Origin of the sequence: Helicobacter sp. MIT 11-5569 (genome assembly GCF_000765695.2) — a bacterium.
Lineage (GTDB): Bacteria > Campylobacterota > Campylobacteria > Campylobacterales > Helicobacteraceae > Helicobacter_D.
In genome coordinates, this window is record NZ_JRPB02000002.1 from 114,418 (window position 1) to 128,196 (window position 13,779).

Consider the following 13,779-nt stretch of genomic DNA (forward strand, 5'->3'; position numbering starts at 1 on the left):
ATTAATTATAAATTAAAAGAATCTAAAAAGGTAAAAAATGAAAATCGTCAAACTTAATATTAGCGGTATGCATTGTAGCGCTTGTTCTGGGACTATTGAAAAGAATCTACAAAAGATTCCAAGCATTAAAACGATTAAAATTAATGCAATTAGTGGAAGGGCAAAAATCGCTTATGATGAAACGCAGATTGCAGAATCTAAAATTATAGAACTTATCACTTCTTATGGTTTTCCTGCTTCTTTAGATGATTCTAAAGCCCTTGAAATTGCGTATATTAAAGGGTTAAAAAAGAGATTGTGGGTAGCGCTTCCATTATTTTTGGTGATTTTTGCATTGCATATGTTTGGAGTGCATGGCTCTCTTAGCTCCATTGTGCAATTAACTCTTGCAAGTGTGGTGCAGTTTTATTGTGGATTGCCTTTTTATCAGGGGGCAAAGAGCTTTTTTAAAACAAAATCTGCGGATATGAATGTGTTAATCGCACTTGGCACAAGTGTGGCGTATTTGTATTCTTTGTATCTTTTTGTGAGCGGAGAGAATGGATTTTATTTTGAGGGAAGTAGCGCAGTGATTTGCTTTGTGCTTGTCGGAGAATATCTAAAATCTAGCGCAAAGAAACGTGCAAGTGATGAACTAGAGATTCTTGCTAAGCTTCTTCCTGCACAAGCAAGATTAGTAGAAAATGCGGAATCCAAAACCACAAAATGGGTTGATGTTGATAAAATCCAAAAGGGTGATAAATGTTTAGTAATAGGTGGTGAGAAGATTCCATTAGATGGCGTGATTCTCTCTGGGCAAGCAGAAGTGAGTAGTGCGCATATTAATGGAGAAGAATTGCCAAAAGCACTCACAAGTGGCGCAGAAGTTATTGGCGGGAGCTTAGTGCTTAATGGTGAAATTGTTATTGAAGCAAGCAAAGATTCTAATGAATTTTTCGTCTATGAAATGTTGGATTTGCTGGAGCTTTCACAATCCCAAAAACCCCCTATTGGAGTATTAGCCGATAGAATCGCAAGCGTGTTTGTGCCTAGCGTGGTTTTACTTAGTCTTATGAGTTTTGTATTTTGGTGGATTTGGAGCTCCGAGTTAGCCTTTGCGCTCTCCATTGCGGCTTGTGTGCTAGTGATTTCTTGTCCTTGTGCGCTTGGGCTTGCTGTGCCTTTGGCGATTGTGTGTGCAAGTATGCGCGCGAAAAAATCCGAGATTCTTATCAAATCTCCAGATATTTATGAAAAAGCAAAGCAGATTCGCACGATTGTTTTTGACAAAACAGGCACACTGACAAAAGGCGAAATTCTTGTCAAAGATTTTAAGATTCTCTCACAATCCAAAGATTTTATCTTAGGGCTTAGCTTTGCAATGCAAGAAAACAATCCACACCCTATTTCTAAAGCGATTTTAGAGTTTGCTAAAGATTCTACACCGCTGAAGTTGGAATCCAAAACTTATGCAATTGGCAAAGGCGTGCAAGCAACATTTAATGCAAAGAATTATTTTTTTGGTGCGCTAGATTGGGTGGAATCTAAAAGTGGCACAAATCTTGGGGAAATTGCGCGTGAAAATTGTGTTGCGCTTGGAAGTGAGCACGAAATTTTGGCATTGTTTTATTTACAAGATTCTATCAAAAATCACGCTAAAGCCACGATTGAAGCCTTAAAAATGCGTGGAATCCAATCTGTGATTTTAAGCGGGGATAATGAAGCAAGTGTGGCAAAAGTCGCACAAGAACTTGGAGTGGAGCAGTTTTTCTCTGGTGTAAATCCCGAACAAAAGGCAGATAAAATCGCACAATTAGCGCAAAATGGGGCAGTTTGCTTTGTCGGTGATGGAATCAATGACGCTTTAGCTCTAAAGGGGGCTAGTTTTGGAATCTCTTTTGCACAAGCGACAGAATTAGCGCAAGAAGTTGGCGATGTTTTGTTGCTCAAAGACGATTTATGGGGGATTGTGGAAGTTTTTGAACTTGCAAATGCAACCCTAAAAAATATTCGTCAAAATCTATTTTTTGCCTATGTTTATAATATTGTTTTGATTCCTGTTGCAGCGGGTGTGCTTTATCCGTTTTTTGGAATCGTTTTGCAACCCGCATTTGCTGGGGCGGCTATGGCATTAAGCTCACTTAGTGTTGTGAGCAATGCGCTTAGAATTTCAAAATTAAAATTAGAGCGTTGCGCATGATGTTTCTAAGGTTTTTACTAATAATAGGGATAGGCTTTTGTAGTGGAGTTTTTGGGATTGATTATTTGATTTTATCAAAGGAATATAAATTCAAAGGGCAAGAGATTTATGCAAAAGATTTGTTTCCGCAATTAGAAAATAATTTTTTGCTTTTAAGGATTCCAAGCAATACAAACAGCTATCAAGTCAAAAGTAGCCAAATTTTAGCGCAGTTTGAAAATGAAGGCATTGAAGTTGGGGCGGAATCCCCAATTATTACATTTAAAAGAGAATTTAGCGGGGAGCAAAATGGGATTAAAAGTCATATTTTGGCGGAATTTTTAAAAGAATATAAAAAGAATAATATTCAAATCCAAGAAATCCATTTGGAGCAAGTTACCCCTGTAAATTTTAAAGAAGACGCGATTAAATCTATTGATTTTCACCCTAAATTACTAAAGCGCAATACTGGAAGTTTTGATATTTTGGTGCAAGAAACAAGCGGTGAGCAAACGCGGAATCGCAAAGTGTATTTTAAGTATATCATTGATGCAAAACTTCAAGCAATTCAAACAAGCGAGCCAATTAGCGGAAGACAAAGCGTAAATCACAATAATGCCCATTTAGTTTGGATTCCTTTTGAACGCATTAGCAGCCCTTTAATGCAAGAAAGTGAAATGGGAAAAGTTGCGGTGCGCTCTTATACTCCAAAGAATACCATTATCACAAGAGATAGATTGATTCCAAAGCGTGTGGTAAAAAAGGGTGATAAGCTTTTAATTGGTGTCGTAGAAGATGGCGTTTTGCTTGAATTTACTCTTGAGGCACAAAAAGATGGAGCGGTTGGCGATAAAATAAAAGCGCGCGTGATTGATGGCAAAAAAACATATGAAGTAGAGATTTTAGAAGAGGGTAGGGCGAAGTTATTATGAAACGCATTATTGTAGGGATTAGCGGTGCAAGTGGTGCTAGGCTTGGGTTAAGATTTTTAGAATCTTTGCCCTTTGAAATGGAAAAATATTGCGTGATTTCAAAGGGTTCTAAGGAGGTTTTGAGGCTAGAAGAGGGCGGAGTGGGATTTGACTTTGAAAAAGTGCAGAATCTAAAATTATTAGATGATGAAAGTTTAGGAGAATGTATCGCAAGTGGTTCTTTTGTCTGTGAGGCAATGGCTGTGATTCCTTGTTCGCAAAATACTTTGGCAAAAATTGCTTGCGGGATTTGCGACACTTTGCTAACGCGCGCTGCTAGTGTGATGATAAAAGAGAATCGCAAATTACTCCTTGCTCCCCGTGAAATGCCCTTAAGTGCGATTGTGCTAGAGAATATGCTCAAGCTTTCAAGATTGGGTGTTAGGATTGCACCACCAATTTTTGGCTATTATGCGGGAAATCGCTTAGAAGATGTGGAGAAGTTTCTAATTGGCAAATGGTGCGATAATTTAGGGATTCCATTTGATTATCAACGTTGGAAGTGATTTGTTCTTCGCTGTTGGCATATTTAAGCTTTTAATAAGTTAGAATCCAAAAGATTCTAACTAGATTGGAGTCATTTAAATGCCTTCTGTTTCAAAAAATATTGCTTTATCCAAATGCGTAAAAAAAGATTGATAAGCTTCTGGAGAATCTACACTTTGGATTCCTATTCTTGCATTAGCACGCACAGAAGTAGAGGTTTTGCTAAGTTCTCTAATGGTGATTGTTATTTGCATTTGAGATTTATCTTGATATTTTGTCGCTGTGATTGTGCCTGCATCTAGGTTGATTCTATCAATTACAAATCCTAAATCTTGCAAAGTTGCCGAAGTTGCTCTTGCTACTAAAAGTTTTGGTTGTTCGTAGGTTTTGCTTTGATAGGTTCTTTGTTCTACGCTTTGCAAATCGCCAACAATTGCATTTTTTGAGCTACCGCAACCAATAAATAAAACCCCAATTACTGCTAAAAATAAAAACTTTTTCATTCTATATGTCCTTCTAAAAATACTGATTTTGAGAGTGCTTCAAAAAATTTTTGATAAATTGCCTCATCTTTAATTGTTTCTGCCTTTGTTACGCCACCTTTTGCATTAAAAACTACCCTTTGAATCGTTAGCCTTACATAAGTCTTTTTATGTGCTGGTTTTGGTATTATTACAATTGTTGCTCGAATATGTTGTGTGGCGTCAGTCATATTTACTGCAGCATCAGCAGAGACGAAAAGTGCCATAAATATAGCCCCTACGACTTGTCCTGCTTCTGTGGCATCGGCTGATTTGTTTCCCGTGATAACTCCAAAATTTCTATCCACTTCTTCTATGGTGTATTCCAAATCTTGCAAAGTGGCAATGCTAGAATCAAAGATTTTTTTATCATCATTAGTTTCAAAAACTCTTGTTTGCAGTTGCCTTTCTTCCAATGATGAACTATCAAGACTAAACATTTTTTGGGCATTAGTCGCACAACCTCCCAAAAATAAGATTCCACATAAAGATAGGATAAATACTAAATCAATCTTCACTAAATCCTCCTATATTTCTAAAAACTTGAAGTGCGATAACTCACATCTCGCACTTTATTTTGCGCATCAAATTTGACAATAATTGTTAAAGTTCTTTGGTTTCTAGCAGTGGAACCACTGCTACCGCCAACACCCAATAAAATTAGCCCGATTCCACCTTGTGTATTTTGATAGGCTTGTTGTGTAGAGACTTTATCATACACCCAAACTTCGCGCCTTTGTTCATCTGTTGAAATAATATTGGGAGAGCCTAATACTTCAACAACTTCGGCAGAACTCATACCAACTTTAATTTCTTTCTGTGCTTTTGCGACGCTAATTTTTTCATCACTTTGCGGATTATAAAGTGATGAACAACCACTTAAGATAAATAAACCAAACAAACAAAAACCCAATAAAGATTTCATTTATACTCCTAATGAATAAATAACTTATTATAATAAGTTGAAGATAGATTTTACAATTTATAAAATTAAACTTAACTTATTATCATAAGGTAAATTATTGTTGCTAAGTCCTGAAGAAGTTAAGGAAATTTATAAACAAATTGGCGCAAATGTTGCTAGGATAAGGAAACAGAAACACTATTCCCAGCTTAAGCTTTCTTTGGCGATTGGGCATAATTCTGTAAGTCTTGTTTCTTTTGCAGAAATTGGTCTTAAAGGGGCGCATTTTAATATTGAACACCTTTTGCAAATTGCTAAAGTTTTAGAGGTAGATATTTGTGAGTTTTTTGATGGAATCTCTTTGGATAAAATGGAGGATAAAAATCAAAGAAAATCTTAAATTTGGAATTTGTCCCATTGACTTTTACCACTTGTGCCTTTAGGACGTCCTAGAATCTTACCCTTGCATGCGGCTTTAAGCCTTGCTTATCTGTGCTAACTCTTAAATACGCATAAACCAAATGGAATCTTAATCTTCTTTAGTAAGGTTATTTTTTGCTTCTTCTGGGAGTTTAGATAAGAAGTTTGCCTTATTGAAATCTACGCCTTGCCCAATAGCTTCATTGACTAAGGCAATAGATTTTTTTGAGTTAAATTGACTAAGTGGGTGATAAGGCTCAAAAAGGCAGTTTGTAACAGCAAGCGCATACGCATTTTTTTTAATCTCTTGGGAAGCTGCGTGGGGATTATGAATGTGAGCAATACTTTGGATTAATTTCTCATCAAATTTCCAATAATTAAATAGAGTTCCTAAAAACGAAATGCTATCTATCCCACAATATTGGTTTTCTAACTCATGGACATCTTGGAAATTATTTGCTTGATTTTTTTCTAAAAACTCCTTAGCATTGCCAGATTTTATTAACATATCTGCAATTAAAATCATACCTAAACGCAATAACATAGCACATGGAATTAGCTCATTAGCAAGATTTTTATCTTCTTCTCTTAGCCATGTTGATATAAAATCCACTTCTTTAGAGCAATTGGTTAAAAATACATTGTTGTCTAACCCATAAGGAGAAACATTGATAGAAAAATTAGAGCGCACTGCATTTGCCATTACAGTATTTTTAATTGTTCCAGCTCCTAGTAAAGAAACAACTTGTTGAATGGTTGAAACTTGACGAGAAAGTCCATAAAACGGAGAGTTTGCAAGACGCAATAGTTCTCCTACAATTAAAGGGTCTTTTGACAATATTGCTGCAACTTTAGAAGTTTCTAAATCTGCCCCGCTAGAATCTACATAATTACGCAACTCTATAACAGTTTGCGGTAGGGGTGGCAATTCTTTAATAGTTTCTACAAGTAAAGGATTCATAAAATTTCCTTTAGTTAGAGTGATTTAATTAATATGTAAAGTGCTAATTTTATATCATATTTATTAAAACAATGCTTTAACATAAAAAAGTCGTTGAGTAAATCAGTGAAGTTGTGTTAAAATAACGCAAATTCATAAGGAAGTTTTATTTTATGCGTTTTGGAAAGATTGATTATTTAAACCTTTTGCCTTTTGAAGTCTTTGTGCGCACTTATCCGAAACCTTCACAATTTCAATGTTTTTATAATAAGAAAAAATCTTATCCTGCGCGCTTGAATAAGGAATTTTTATTTGGTCGCATTGATGCTGGATTTATCTCATCTATTACAGCACTTAGAGCGCAAAAAGAGAAGTTTAAAGCAGCAAATGTTGGAATCATAGCACGCAAAAGAGTGGTTAGCGTAATTTGTCTGCCTAAAGAGCAAGGGGAAGACTATCAATCTGCAACTTCAAATGCGCTTTTAAAAGTGTTAGGCTTAAAAGGTCGTGTATTAATTGGAGATAGAGCATTATTTGAAGTATTAAAGCGAGAAAAAGTTGGAGATAAAACATATATTGATATGGGAGAAAAATGGGTAGCAAATGAACATTTGCCTTTTGTATTTGGCAGGTTATGTGTGAAAGAAAATTATACGTTCTATGAGAAAATGATGCAGGCATTTTCAAAAAAGCGCGTTAAAATTCCTTATTATATATTGAAAAATGCAGAATTTAAAAGTGGAATTAAAAAACAAGAAATTTTAAATTATCTTAAAGTTTTGTCTTATAAGATAGATAAGAAAGCACAATTTGGAGTGGAGAGATTCTACCGAAGATTGCGTATTCTAGGAATCAAGCCTCCTAGCAGATTTTAAAAATTTTAACAATTTGTGGTTTTAAACTAAAATGTAGGTTTAATTTAATATAATGTTGCCCTTAAATTTTAAAAATTCCACAAAGCGTGGTTTAGGAGTAGCAATGGAGCAAACATTATCCATTATCAAACCTGATGCAGTGCAAAAAAATGTGATTGGGAAAATTGTTGATAGATTTGAGAGTAATGGCTTAAGAATCGCTGCAATGAAGAAAATACGACTGAGTAGAAATGACGCAAAAGACTTTTATGCTGTGCATAAAGAACGTCCTTTCTTTAATGATTTGATAGATTTTATGGTGAGCGGTCCAGTTGTTGTAATGGTTCTTGAAGGATTAAATGCAGTGGCTAAAAATCGTGAATTAATGGGTGCGACAAATCCAAAAGAAGCAGCAGCTGGGACAATTCGTGCAGATTTTGCTGATAGTATTGATGCAAATGCGGTGCATGGAAGTGATAGTTTAGAGAATGCACAAAGAGAAATTGCATTTTTCTTTGCAACAAGAGAAATTTGCTAGTTGAATGCAGTTAGCTTTCCAAAAGGTATTCCAAGCTTGTAAAAATGGAGAAAAGATTCCATTTTTTGTTGAAAGTGATGATAGGAAAGCACAATTAGAAGGCATTTTATCGTATGATAATAGCCATTTTAATTTATTAAAACTAAACGGAATCCTAAAGGGAAGTATTACTTTAATTTGTGATATTAGTGGCGAAGAGTATGAAAAAACACTCAATGAGCCTTTAGAATTTTATCTAAGTGATGGTTTTGTTAATTTAGATAATGAGCATTTTGAAGATGTAGTTGAGTGTGAAAATAGTAGTATTAATTTCAAAGAAATTTTACATGGTGAGTTAGAAATGATTCGCTGTGATTACCATACAAAAGATGATTAATTTTTAAGGAGTAAAAAATGGCAGTACCAAAGAGACGCGTGAGTAAAACAAGAGCGGCAAAAAGAAGAACGCATTATAAGCTAACATTGGCAGTTCCTGTAAAGGATAAAGATGGAACTTGGAAAATGCCACATCGTATGAATAAATTTACTGGAAATTATAAAAGCAAATAAAACTAGGGTGCAATGATGAAAATTGCCATAGATGCTATGGGTGGAGACTTTGGTTCTGCGCCACTTGTGCAAGGCTCTTTGCAAGCGTTAAAAGAGCGTAATTTTACTTTGGTGCTTGTAGGTGATGCGCAAGTGATTAAGCCCTTAATTCCTGCAAATTTTCTTTCGAAGATAGAAATTATCCATTGTGATGATTTTATTGCGATGGACGACAGCGCAACTTCCGCATTAAAGCGTAAGAAAAGCTCTATTTATGTTGCAATGGAAATGCTCAAAAATAAGGAAGTAGATGCTGTGGTATCTGCTGGACATAGTGGGGCTACGATGAGTTTGGCGACACTTAAAATTGGACGTTTAAATAATGTCTTGCGTCCTGCGATTTGCACGTTAATGCCACGCATTGATGGAAGCAAAAGTTTAGTGTTAGATGCAGGAGCAAATGTAGATTGCAAGCCTGAAAACTTATTTGAATTTGGTGTTATGGGTTATGAATATGCAAAAGCAATTTTAAATTATCCCAAAGTGCGAATTGGACTTTTGGCAAATGGTGAGGAAGAAAGCAAAGGCAATGAAATAACAAAAACTGCTTTTGAGCTTCTAAAAAAGCACGAAAATTTTATAGGTAACGTAGAGGGAAATAATATTTTTGATGGTAATGTAGAAGTTATTGTTTGTGATGGATTTGTTGGAAATGCCGTGCTTAAAGCAAGTGAAGGAGTTGCAAATTCTATTTCTTTTTTGCTAAAAAAACATATCAAGGCTTCACCTATTGGAATATTTGGTGCATTATTTATGCAAAATGTGTTTAAAAAACTTAAAAAGCAAATTGATTATGCTGAATATGGTGGAGCACCGCTTTTGGGTGTTAATGGAAGTGTTATCATTTGTCATGGAAAGAGTAACGCAAAGGCGATGAAAAATGCTGTATTTCAAGCAATTTCAGCAGTTGAAAATAATGTAAATCATAATATCGAAATTGCATTAGAGCAACTTAGAAATTAAGAAGGGGAAACCGATGGAAAAACTTATATATGCAAGCCTTAAATCCATTGGTGCTTATATTCCAAGTAAAATTGTTACAAATGATGATCTTTCTAAAATTGTAGATACAAGTGATGAATGGATTACCAAACGCACAGGGATTAAGGAGCGCCGCTTCGCAGAAAAAAATGAAGCAACAAGTGATTTGGCAACAAAAGCAGCAAAACTAGCGATTGCTCGTGCAAATTTAAAACCTAGTGATATTGATGCGATAATTGTTGCTACAATCTCTCCAGATTATTTTTGTATGCCATCTACTGCTTGTGTAGTAGCGCATAATTTAGGGATTATTGGCAAACCTGCTTTTGATATTTCGGCAGCATGCAGCGGATTTATTTATTTAATTTATTTAGCAAAATCTCTTATTGAATCAAGAGCGCATAAGAATATTTTGGTTATTGGAGCAGAAAAGCTTTCAAGTATTACTGATATGCAAGATAGAAGCACTTGTATTTTATTTGGTGATGGAGCAGGAGCAGTAGTGATTGGCACAACAGATGATAAGAATCTTAGTATTTTAGATGTAAATTGTGCTTCAAATGGGCAATATCAAGACTTCCTGATGACTCCGGGCTGTGGAAGTCGTAATCCTACAAATGATAAAGTTTTACAAGAGCGTTTGCAATTTATCAAAATGAAGGGTAATGAGATTTTTAAGCTTGCTGTAAAAACCCTAACACAAGATGTGGTAGAGATTTTAGAAAAAAATGCGTTGAGTAAAGATTCTATTGATTTTTTTATTCCTCATCAAGCAAATTTGCGGATTATTTCTGCTGTTGGTGAGGCATTAGGATTCCCGAAGGAAAAAATTGCATTAACTGTGCAAAAATATGGTAATACTTCCGCAGCTTCTATTCCTATGGCAATCAACGAACTTTATGAAGAAGGCAGAATCAAACAAGGTTCAAAGCTTCTTTTGGACGCTTTTGGTGGAGGGCTAACTTGGGGTTCTGCGATTCTTGCATTTAATGGACAATAATTAATACACTAGCGTTTGATGCAAAAGGTCTAAAATATTAATTTCCTTTCCTAGTTGTCTTTGATAAATCACATAATTTACAAGCACTTTCTTCCCATAAACACGTGATTCTTCATAGGGAATCATCTCCATACTATACCAAGGATCTAATGGATTGCTTTTTTTGAAGAGATAGTTTTTTGCCAATAGTCGTCTAGTAAAACCCGGTCCCCCATTATATGCGTAAGAAATAAATAAGGGATGGTTAAATTCCCTAACGAGAGGGCGCGTAAAATATTCCGCATAAGGCACATTAATAGCAGGATTGAACATATCTAAATAACTTACTTCTTGTTCTTGGTTAAGTTCTTTTGCTATAGCTTTGACATTAAAGGGCATAAGCTGCATAAGTCCTAACGCATAAGAAGTAGAAATTGCTGTTGGAATAAATAAGCTTTCTTGTCTTGCAAGAGCATAAAGTAGAGCTTGTTTATCATTTGAAAAATTAGAAAATACCTCTTTATAAGGCATTAAAAAATATTCTTTGTTAAAATCACGTGATAACCATACATAATGTGCTTTTGTTTCGGCATTATTAGTTTTTAATAAAAGCTGTTTTGCAGAATCCTTATTAGAAGCTTTAAGGCTTTTAAAGGAATCTTTAATTCTCTCCCATTCAAAAGGATTCTTGAAATCCCAATCCGCGCTTTTTTCTCTTGTTGGAACATCATAGATGATATTAAAATTAGGATTTTCTTGTAGCATTTCAAGACTCGCTAATGTATAAATATCTACGGATTTGGATTTTGTAATTTCTTGTAAATATTGTGTATTGTTGCTTGCTAGGAATGCCCAAAAAGTTGCACGATTTTTATTAAAAGAATATTTAGATAGTTTTTTAGAATGGAGAAAATAAGTGAGTGCTTGATTTTTTTTGTGGTGATGCATTGCATTTAACCCTAAATAAAAAGATGTTTCTGCATCTAATGTATTGATGATACTTTGTGGGTCAAGCGTTGTTAAAGAAGCATTAAAAGTGCTAAGATTTGGCGATAAAATGATATGTTTAAGAGCGCGGTTAAAACTATTATTGCGTTCTTGAATTAGCTTGATTATCGTCTCATTTGGGATTTTAAAATTTAAGTGGTTGCGATAAGCTGGTGAGATAGAAAAATAAAAGCTAGCAAATGTTTGTGCATCTTGTGTAATGAGTGTTTTGAAAGGGCTTTTAGACGCTAGAATCTGTAAATTTTTGGAGAGTTTTGCATTGTGAGGTTTCACATTATCCGAGATTCTTTTTAGAGTTTTTTTATCTAGCGATTCTGCTTTTTTTGTCGTAAGGGCAAGAGCAATACATTTTGCATCTTCTTTTAGGAGTCTATCTAAGCTCATGCGTTGGCAAATCGTTTGACGAGAGAGAGTTTTATTGTCTCCCTTTTTAAAATAAAGCCCAAAAAGTTTTGTATTTTTACGTGTCGCGAGATTATAGGCTTCTTTTGCCTCTTTTGGGCTAATATCTTGTTGTAAAAACAGCCAAATGTAAAAATCACGAGAGATTCCAGCAGGTTGTTGTTTAAGATAATCTAGCGTAATGTTTTGACCAATAGTAACATTTTGTTGGTTTTTGTGTTGAGCTTGTGGAGGTGTTTGAGCTCCAAAGGCAAGATTCAGACAGATTAAAAATAGAATAAGTTTTTGCATCATTTCTCCTTAGAAGCTATGTGCTAGTTGAAAAAGCAACTGCACAGCAAATAAATCAATAAATTTTAGTGCCAAAATAACAATAATAGGTGTTAAATCTACGCCGCCAATAAGCGTTGGAATAATGCGTCTAATCTTCGCATAGAGTGGTTCAGTGAGTCTAGCTAGAATCTGAACAATTGGATTGTAGGGATCTGGACGCACCCAAGAGATTAGTGCAGCGATGATAATTACCCAAATATAAATGTTGATTGCCATACTTAAGATTTGTGCAAATGCTTGAATGAAGGTGCTTACAACCATTTTTAGTTCCTTAAAATATCATTTAAGTATAAACGCAGAATCGGAAATAAGTCGCTAAGTTCTGGTCCATGTGTGTGTCCTGTAAGCAAGAAGCGCAAGGGTTTAAAGAAGCTTTTGCCTTTTAAGCCACTTTTTTGCATTGCTTCAGATTTAAATGTTTCAAATTCTGCTTTGCTAAAATCTTGTTCTTTTAGCATTGCTAAAAGTGTTTGCTGAAGTGTTTGTATCGCGTCTTTAAATTCCAAAATCTCTAGTGATTCTGCTTTTGTATCATTTTGGAGATTTTCTAGCAAAAGTGCTTTTTTGGCAAAAATAAAATCTACTTTTTCTCGAATTTCATTAAGCGTGCTTGCTTCTTGTAAATAAAGTTTAGCCAATGCGCCAATAGCGGAATCCTTATAGCCTAAAAGCACTGCTAAGTCTTGTTCATTAAGGCGTTTAAAATGCTCACGATTTAGGAATTTTAATTTATCAATATCAAAACGCGCCGGAGCTTTAGCAATTTTTCTAATATCAAACCACGTAAAGCAATCTTGCAAGGTAAAAACTTCACAAGGTGTTTTGTTTCCCATTAGCACGAGATAATTCACAATAGCTTGTGGCAAAAATCCGCAATCTAGCAACCATTGCACACTAGAAGCATTATCGCGTTTGCTCATTTTTTTTCCTTCTTCGTTTAGAATAATCGGTAAATGTGCAAATTTAACAGACTTTTCATAACTTAAATATTTGTGGATTAGCATTTGTTTTGGTGTATTGCTGACATGGTCTTCTCCGCGCACGATAAAATCAATATCATAAAGCATATCATCAACAGCACAAGCAAAATTATAAGTTGGGATTCCATCTTCTTTTAGAATAATAAAACTATCAATTTCATTGGGAGCAAAGGTAATATCACCTTTGATTTCATCGTGGAATCCCATTGTTTCTTTTGGTGCTCTTAAGCGCACAACAGGATGTGGATTTTTGTCTTTTTCAAGCTCTGCCCACGCATCATCATAGCGAAATGCTTGGTGATTTTCTTTCGCAATCTCACGCTTTTTGTCTAGAAATTCTTTAGTGCAATAACAATAAAATGCGTCTCCCTTTTGGAGTAGATATTCTGCAAGTTGGCGGTGGCGTTCAAAATTATGACTTTGATAGACAAGATTATCCCAACTCATTCCAAAAAGAGTGAGCAAAAACATAATATCTTTATCTTTGCCTTCAATATTGCGCGCTGTATCCGTATCTTCAATGCGAAGTAAAAACTTCTCATTGCGTTGTTTAGCGAGAATATAATTAAATATAGCAGCACGCAAATTTCCCGTGTGCATATCACCTGTTGGGCTTGGTGCAAATCGTAGCATTTTTAAACCTTCTATTAAATTCTGAGGATTTTAACATAAGCAAAATTATAATTGGCAAAAATTTCTTTTTTTGAAAGCTTAAG

General features: G+C 35.0%; 17 protein-coding genes. 10 read left to right on the forward strand and 7 right to left on the reverse strand.

The features are described 5' to 3' along the window. The first annotated feature begins 37 nt into the window (after positions 1-37). From LS70_RS02775 to LS70_RS02785, 3 genes are all read left to right on the forward strand, one after another. Positions 38-2,179 (forward strand): heavy metal translocating P-type ATPase, encoded by a 2,142-nt coding sequence (locus LS70_RS02775; RefSeq protein WP_034290427.1) that lies wholly within the window; start codon positions 38-40, stop codon positions 2,177-2,179. A gap of 65 nt (positions 2,180-2,244) precedes the next feature. After that, positions 2,245-3,090: a flagellar basal body P-ring formation chaperone FlgA gene (gene flgA, locus LS70_RS02780; RefSeq protein WP_236096426.1), complete on the forward strand. Its 846-nt coding sequence runs from the start codon at positions 2,245-2,247 to the stop codon at positions 3,088-3,090. Beyond that, positions 3,087-3,635, forward strand: coding sequence for a UbiX family flavin prenyltransferase (locus LS70_RS02785; RefSeq protein WP_201273953.1), 549 nt, complete (start codon positions 3,087-3,089; stop codon positions 3,633-3,635). The genes flgA and LS70_RS02785 overlap by 4 nt, the downstream gene beginning before the upstream one ends. Before the next feature lie 75 nt (positions 3,636-3,710). On the opposite strand, the gene LS70_RS02790 is transcribed toward LS70_RS02785, so the two are convergent. Genes LS70_RS02790 through bamE form a run of 3 tightly spaced genes read right to left on the reverse strand, consistent with a single transcriptional unit; the run spans position 3,711 to position 5,061 of the window. Continuing rightward, a complete protein-coding gene (locus LS70_RS02790) occupies positions 3,711-4,118 on the reverse strand; it encodes a hypothetical protein (protein ID WP_034290423.1) in 408 nt (135 codons plus the stop codon). Then, positions 4,115-4,654: a hypothetical protein gene (locus LS70_RS02795; RefSeq protein WP_034290421.1), complete on the reverse strand. Its 540-nt coding sequence runs from the start codon at positions 4,652-4,654 to the stop codon at positions 4,115-4,117. Before LS70_RS02795 ends, LS70_RS02790 begins: the two co-directional genes overlap by 4 nt. 17 nt (positions 4,655-4,671) lie before the next feature. Further along, positions 4,672-5,061, reverse strand: coding sequence for an outer membrane protein assembly factor BamE domain-containing protein (gene bamE, locus LS70_RS02800; RefSeq protein WP_034290419.1), 390 nt, complete (start codon positions 5,059-5,061; stop codon positions 4,672-4,674). A gap of 97 nt (positions 5,062-5,158) precedes the next feature. Between bamE and LS70_RS02805 the strand changes: the two genes are divergently transcribed. Next, positions 5,159-5,440 carry a helix-turn-helix domain-containing protein gene (locus LS70_RS02805; protein WP_236096427.1) on the forward strand — a complete coding sequence of 94 codons (282 nt, stop codon included), beginning with the start codon at positions 5,159-5,161 and terminating at the stop codon, positions 5,438-5,440. Positions 5,441-5,569: 129 nt separating this feature from the next. Here LS70_RS02805 and LS70_RS02810 read toward each other — a convergent pair whose 3' ends face one another. Next, positions 5,570-6,421 carry an HDOD domain-containing protein gene (locus LS70_RS02810; RefSeq protein ID WP_034290417.1) on the reverse strand — a complete coding sequence of 284 codons (852 nt, stop codon included), beginning with the start codon at positions 6,419-6,421 and terminating at the stop codon, positions 5,570-5,572. 152 nt (positions 6,422-6,573) lie between these two features. On the opposite strand from LS70_RS02810, the gene LS70_RS02815 reads away from it, so the two are divergent. The 6 genes from LS70_RS02815 (at position 6,574) to LS70_RS02840 (ending at position 10,361) form a co-directional block, all read left to right on the forward strand. Beyond that, complete coding sequence (locus LS70_RS02815) at positions 6,574-7,275, forward strand: MqnA/MqnD/SBP family protein (protein ID WP_034290415.1); 702 nt, start codon at positions 6,574-6,576, stop codon at positions 7,273-7,275. Between the two features lie 103 nt (positions 7,276-7,378). Further along, the gene (ndk, locus tag LS70_RS02820; RefSeq protein WP_034290482.1) at positions 7,379-7,792 is read left to right on the forward strand and encodes a nucleoside-diphosphate kinase; all 414 of its coding nucleotides are present in this window, start codon (positions 7,379-7,381) and stop codon (positions 7,790-7,792) included. Between the two features lie 4 nt (positions 7,793-7,796). Next, on the forward strand, positions 7,797-8,168 hold the full coding sequence (locus LS70_RS02825; protein ID WP_034290414.1) for a hypothetical protein: 372 nt from the start codon (positions 7,797-7,799) through the stop codon (positions 8,166-8,168). 17 nt (positions 8,169-8,185) lie between these two features. Next, positions 8,186-8,341 carry a 50S ribosomal protein L32 gene (gene rpmF / locus LS70_RS02830; RefSeq protein WP_034290412.1) on the forward strand — a complete coding sequence of 52 codons (156 nt, stop codon included), beginning with the start codon at positions 8,186-8,188 and terminating at the stop codon, positions 8,339-8,341. Between the two features lie 12 nt (positions 8,342-8,353). Next, positions 8,354-9,343 carry a phosphate acyltransferase PlsX gene (gene plsX, locus LS70_RS02835; protein ID WP_034290410.1) on the forward strand — a complete coding sequence of 330 codons (990 nt, stop codon included), beginning with the start codon at positions 8,354-8,356 and terminating at the stop codon, positions 9,341-9,343. A gap of 13 nt (positions 9,344-9,356) precedes the next feature. Then, positions 9,357-10,361 carry a beta-ketoacyl-ACP synthase III gene (locus LS70_RS02840; RefSeq protein ID WP_034290408.1) on the forward strand — a complete coding sequence of 335 codons (1,005 nt, stop codon included), beginning with the start codon at positions 9,357-9,359 and terminating at the stop codon, positions 10,359-10,361. On the opposite strand, the gene LS70_RS02845 is transcribed toward LS70_RS02840, so the two are convergent. The 3 genes from LS70_RS02845 to gltX are packed head-to-tail and all read right to left on the reverse strand — an operon-like array spanning position 10,362 to position 13,696. Continuing rightward, on the reverse strand, positions 10,362-12,041 hold the full coding sequence (locus tag LS70_RS02845) for a lytic transglycosylase domain-containing protein (RefSeq protein WP_081949829.1): 1,680 nt from the start codon (positions 12,039-12,041) through the stop codon (positions 10,362-10,364). It abuts the gene before it with no gap. 9 nt (positions 12,042-12,050) lie between these two features. Further along, a complete protein-coding gene (locus tag LS70_RS02850) occupies positions 12,051-12,344 on the reverse strand; it encodes a YggT family protein (RefSeq protein WP_034290406.1) in 294 nt (97 codons plus the stop codon). Positions 12,345-12,346: 2 nt separating this feature from the next. After that, on the reverse strand, positions 12,347-13,696 hold the full coding sequence (gene gltX, locus LS70_RS02855; protein WP_034290404.1) for a glutamate--tRNA ligase: 1,350 nt from the start codon (positions 13,694-13,696) through the stop codon (positions 12,347-12,349). Positions 13,697-13,779 lie beyond the last annotated feature (83 nt).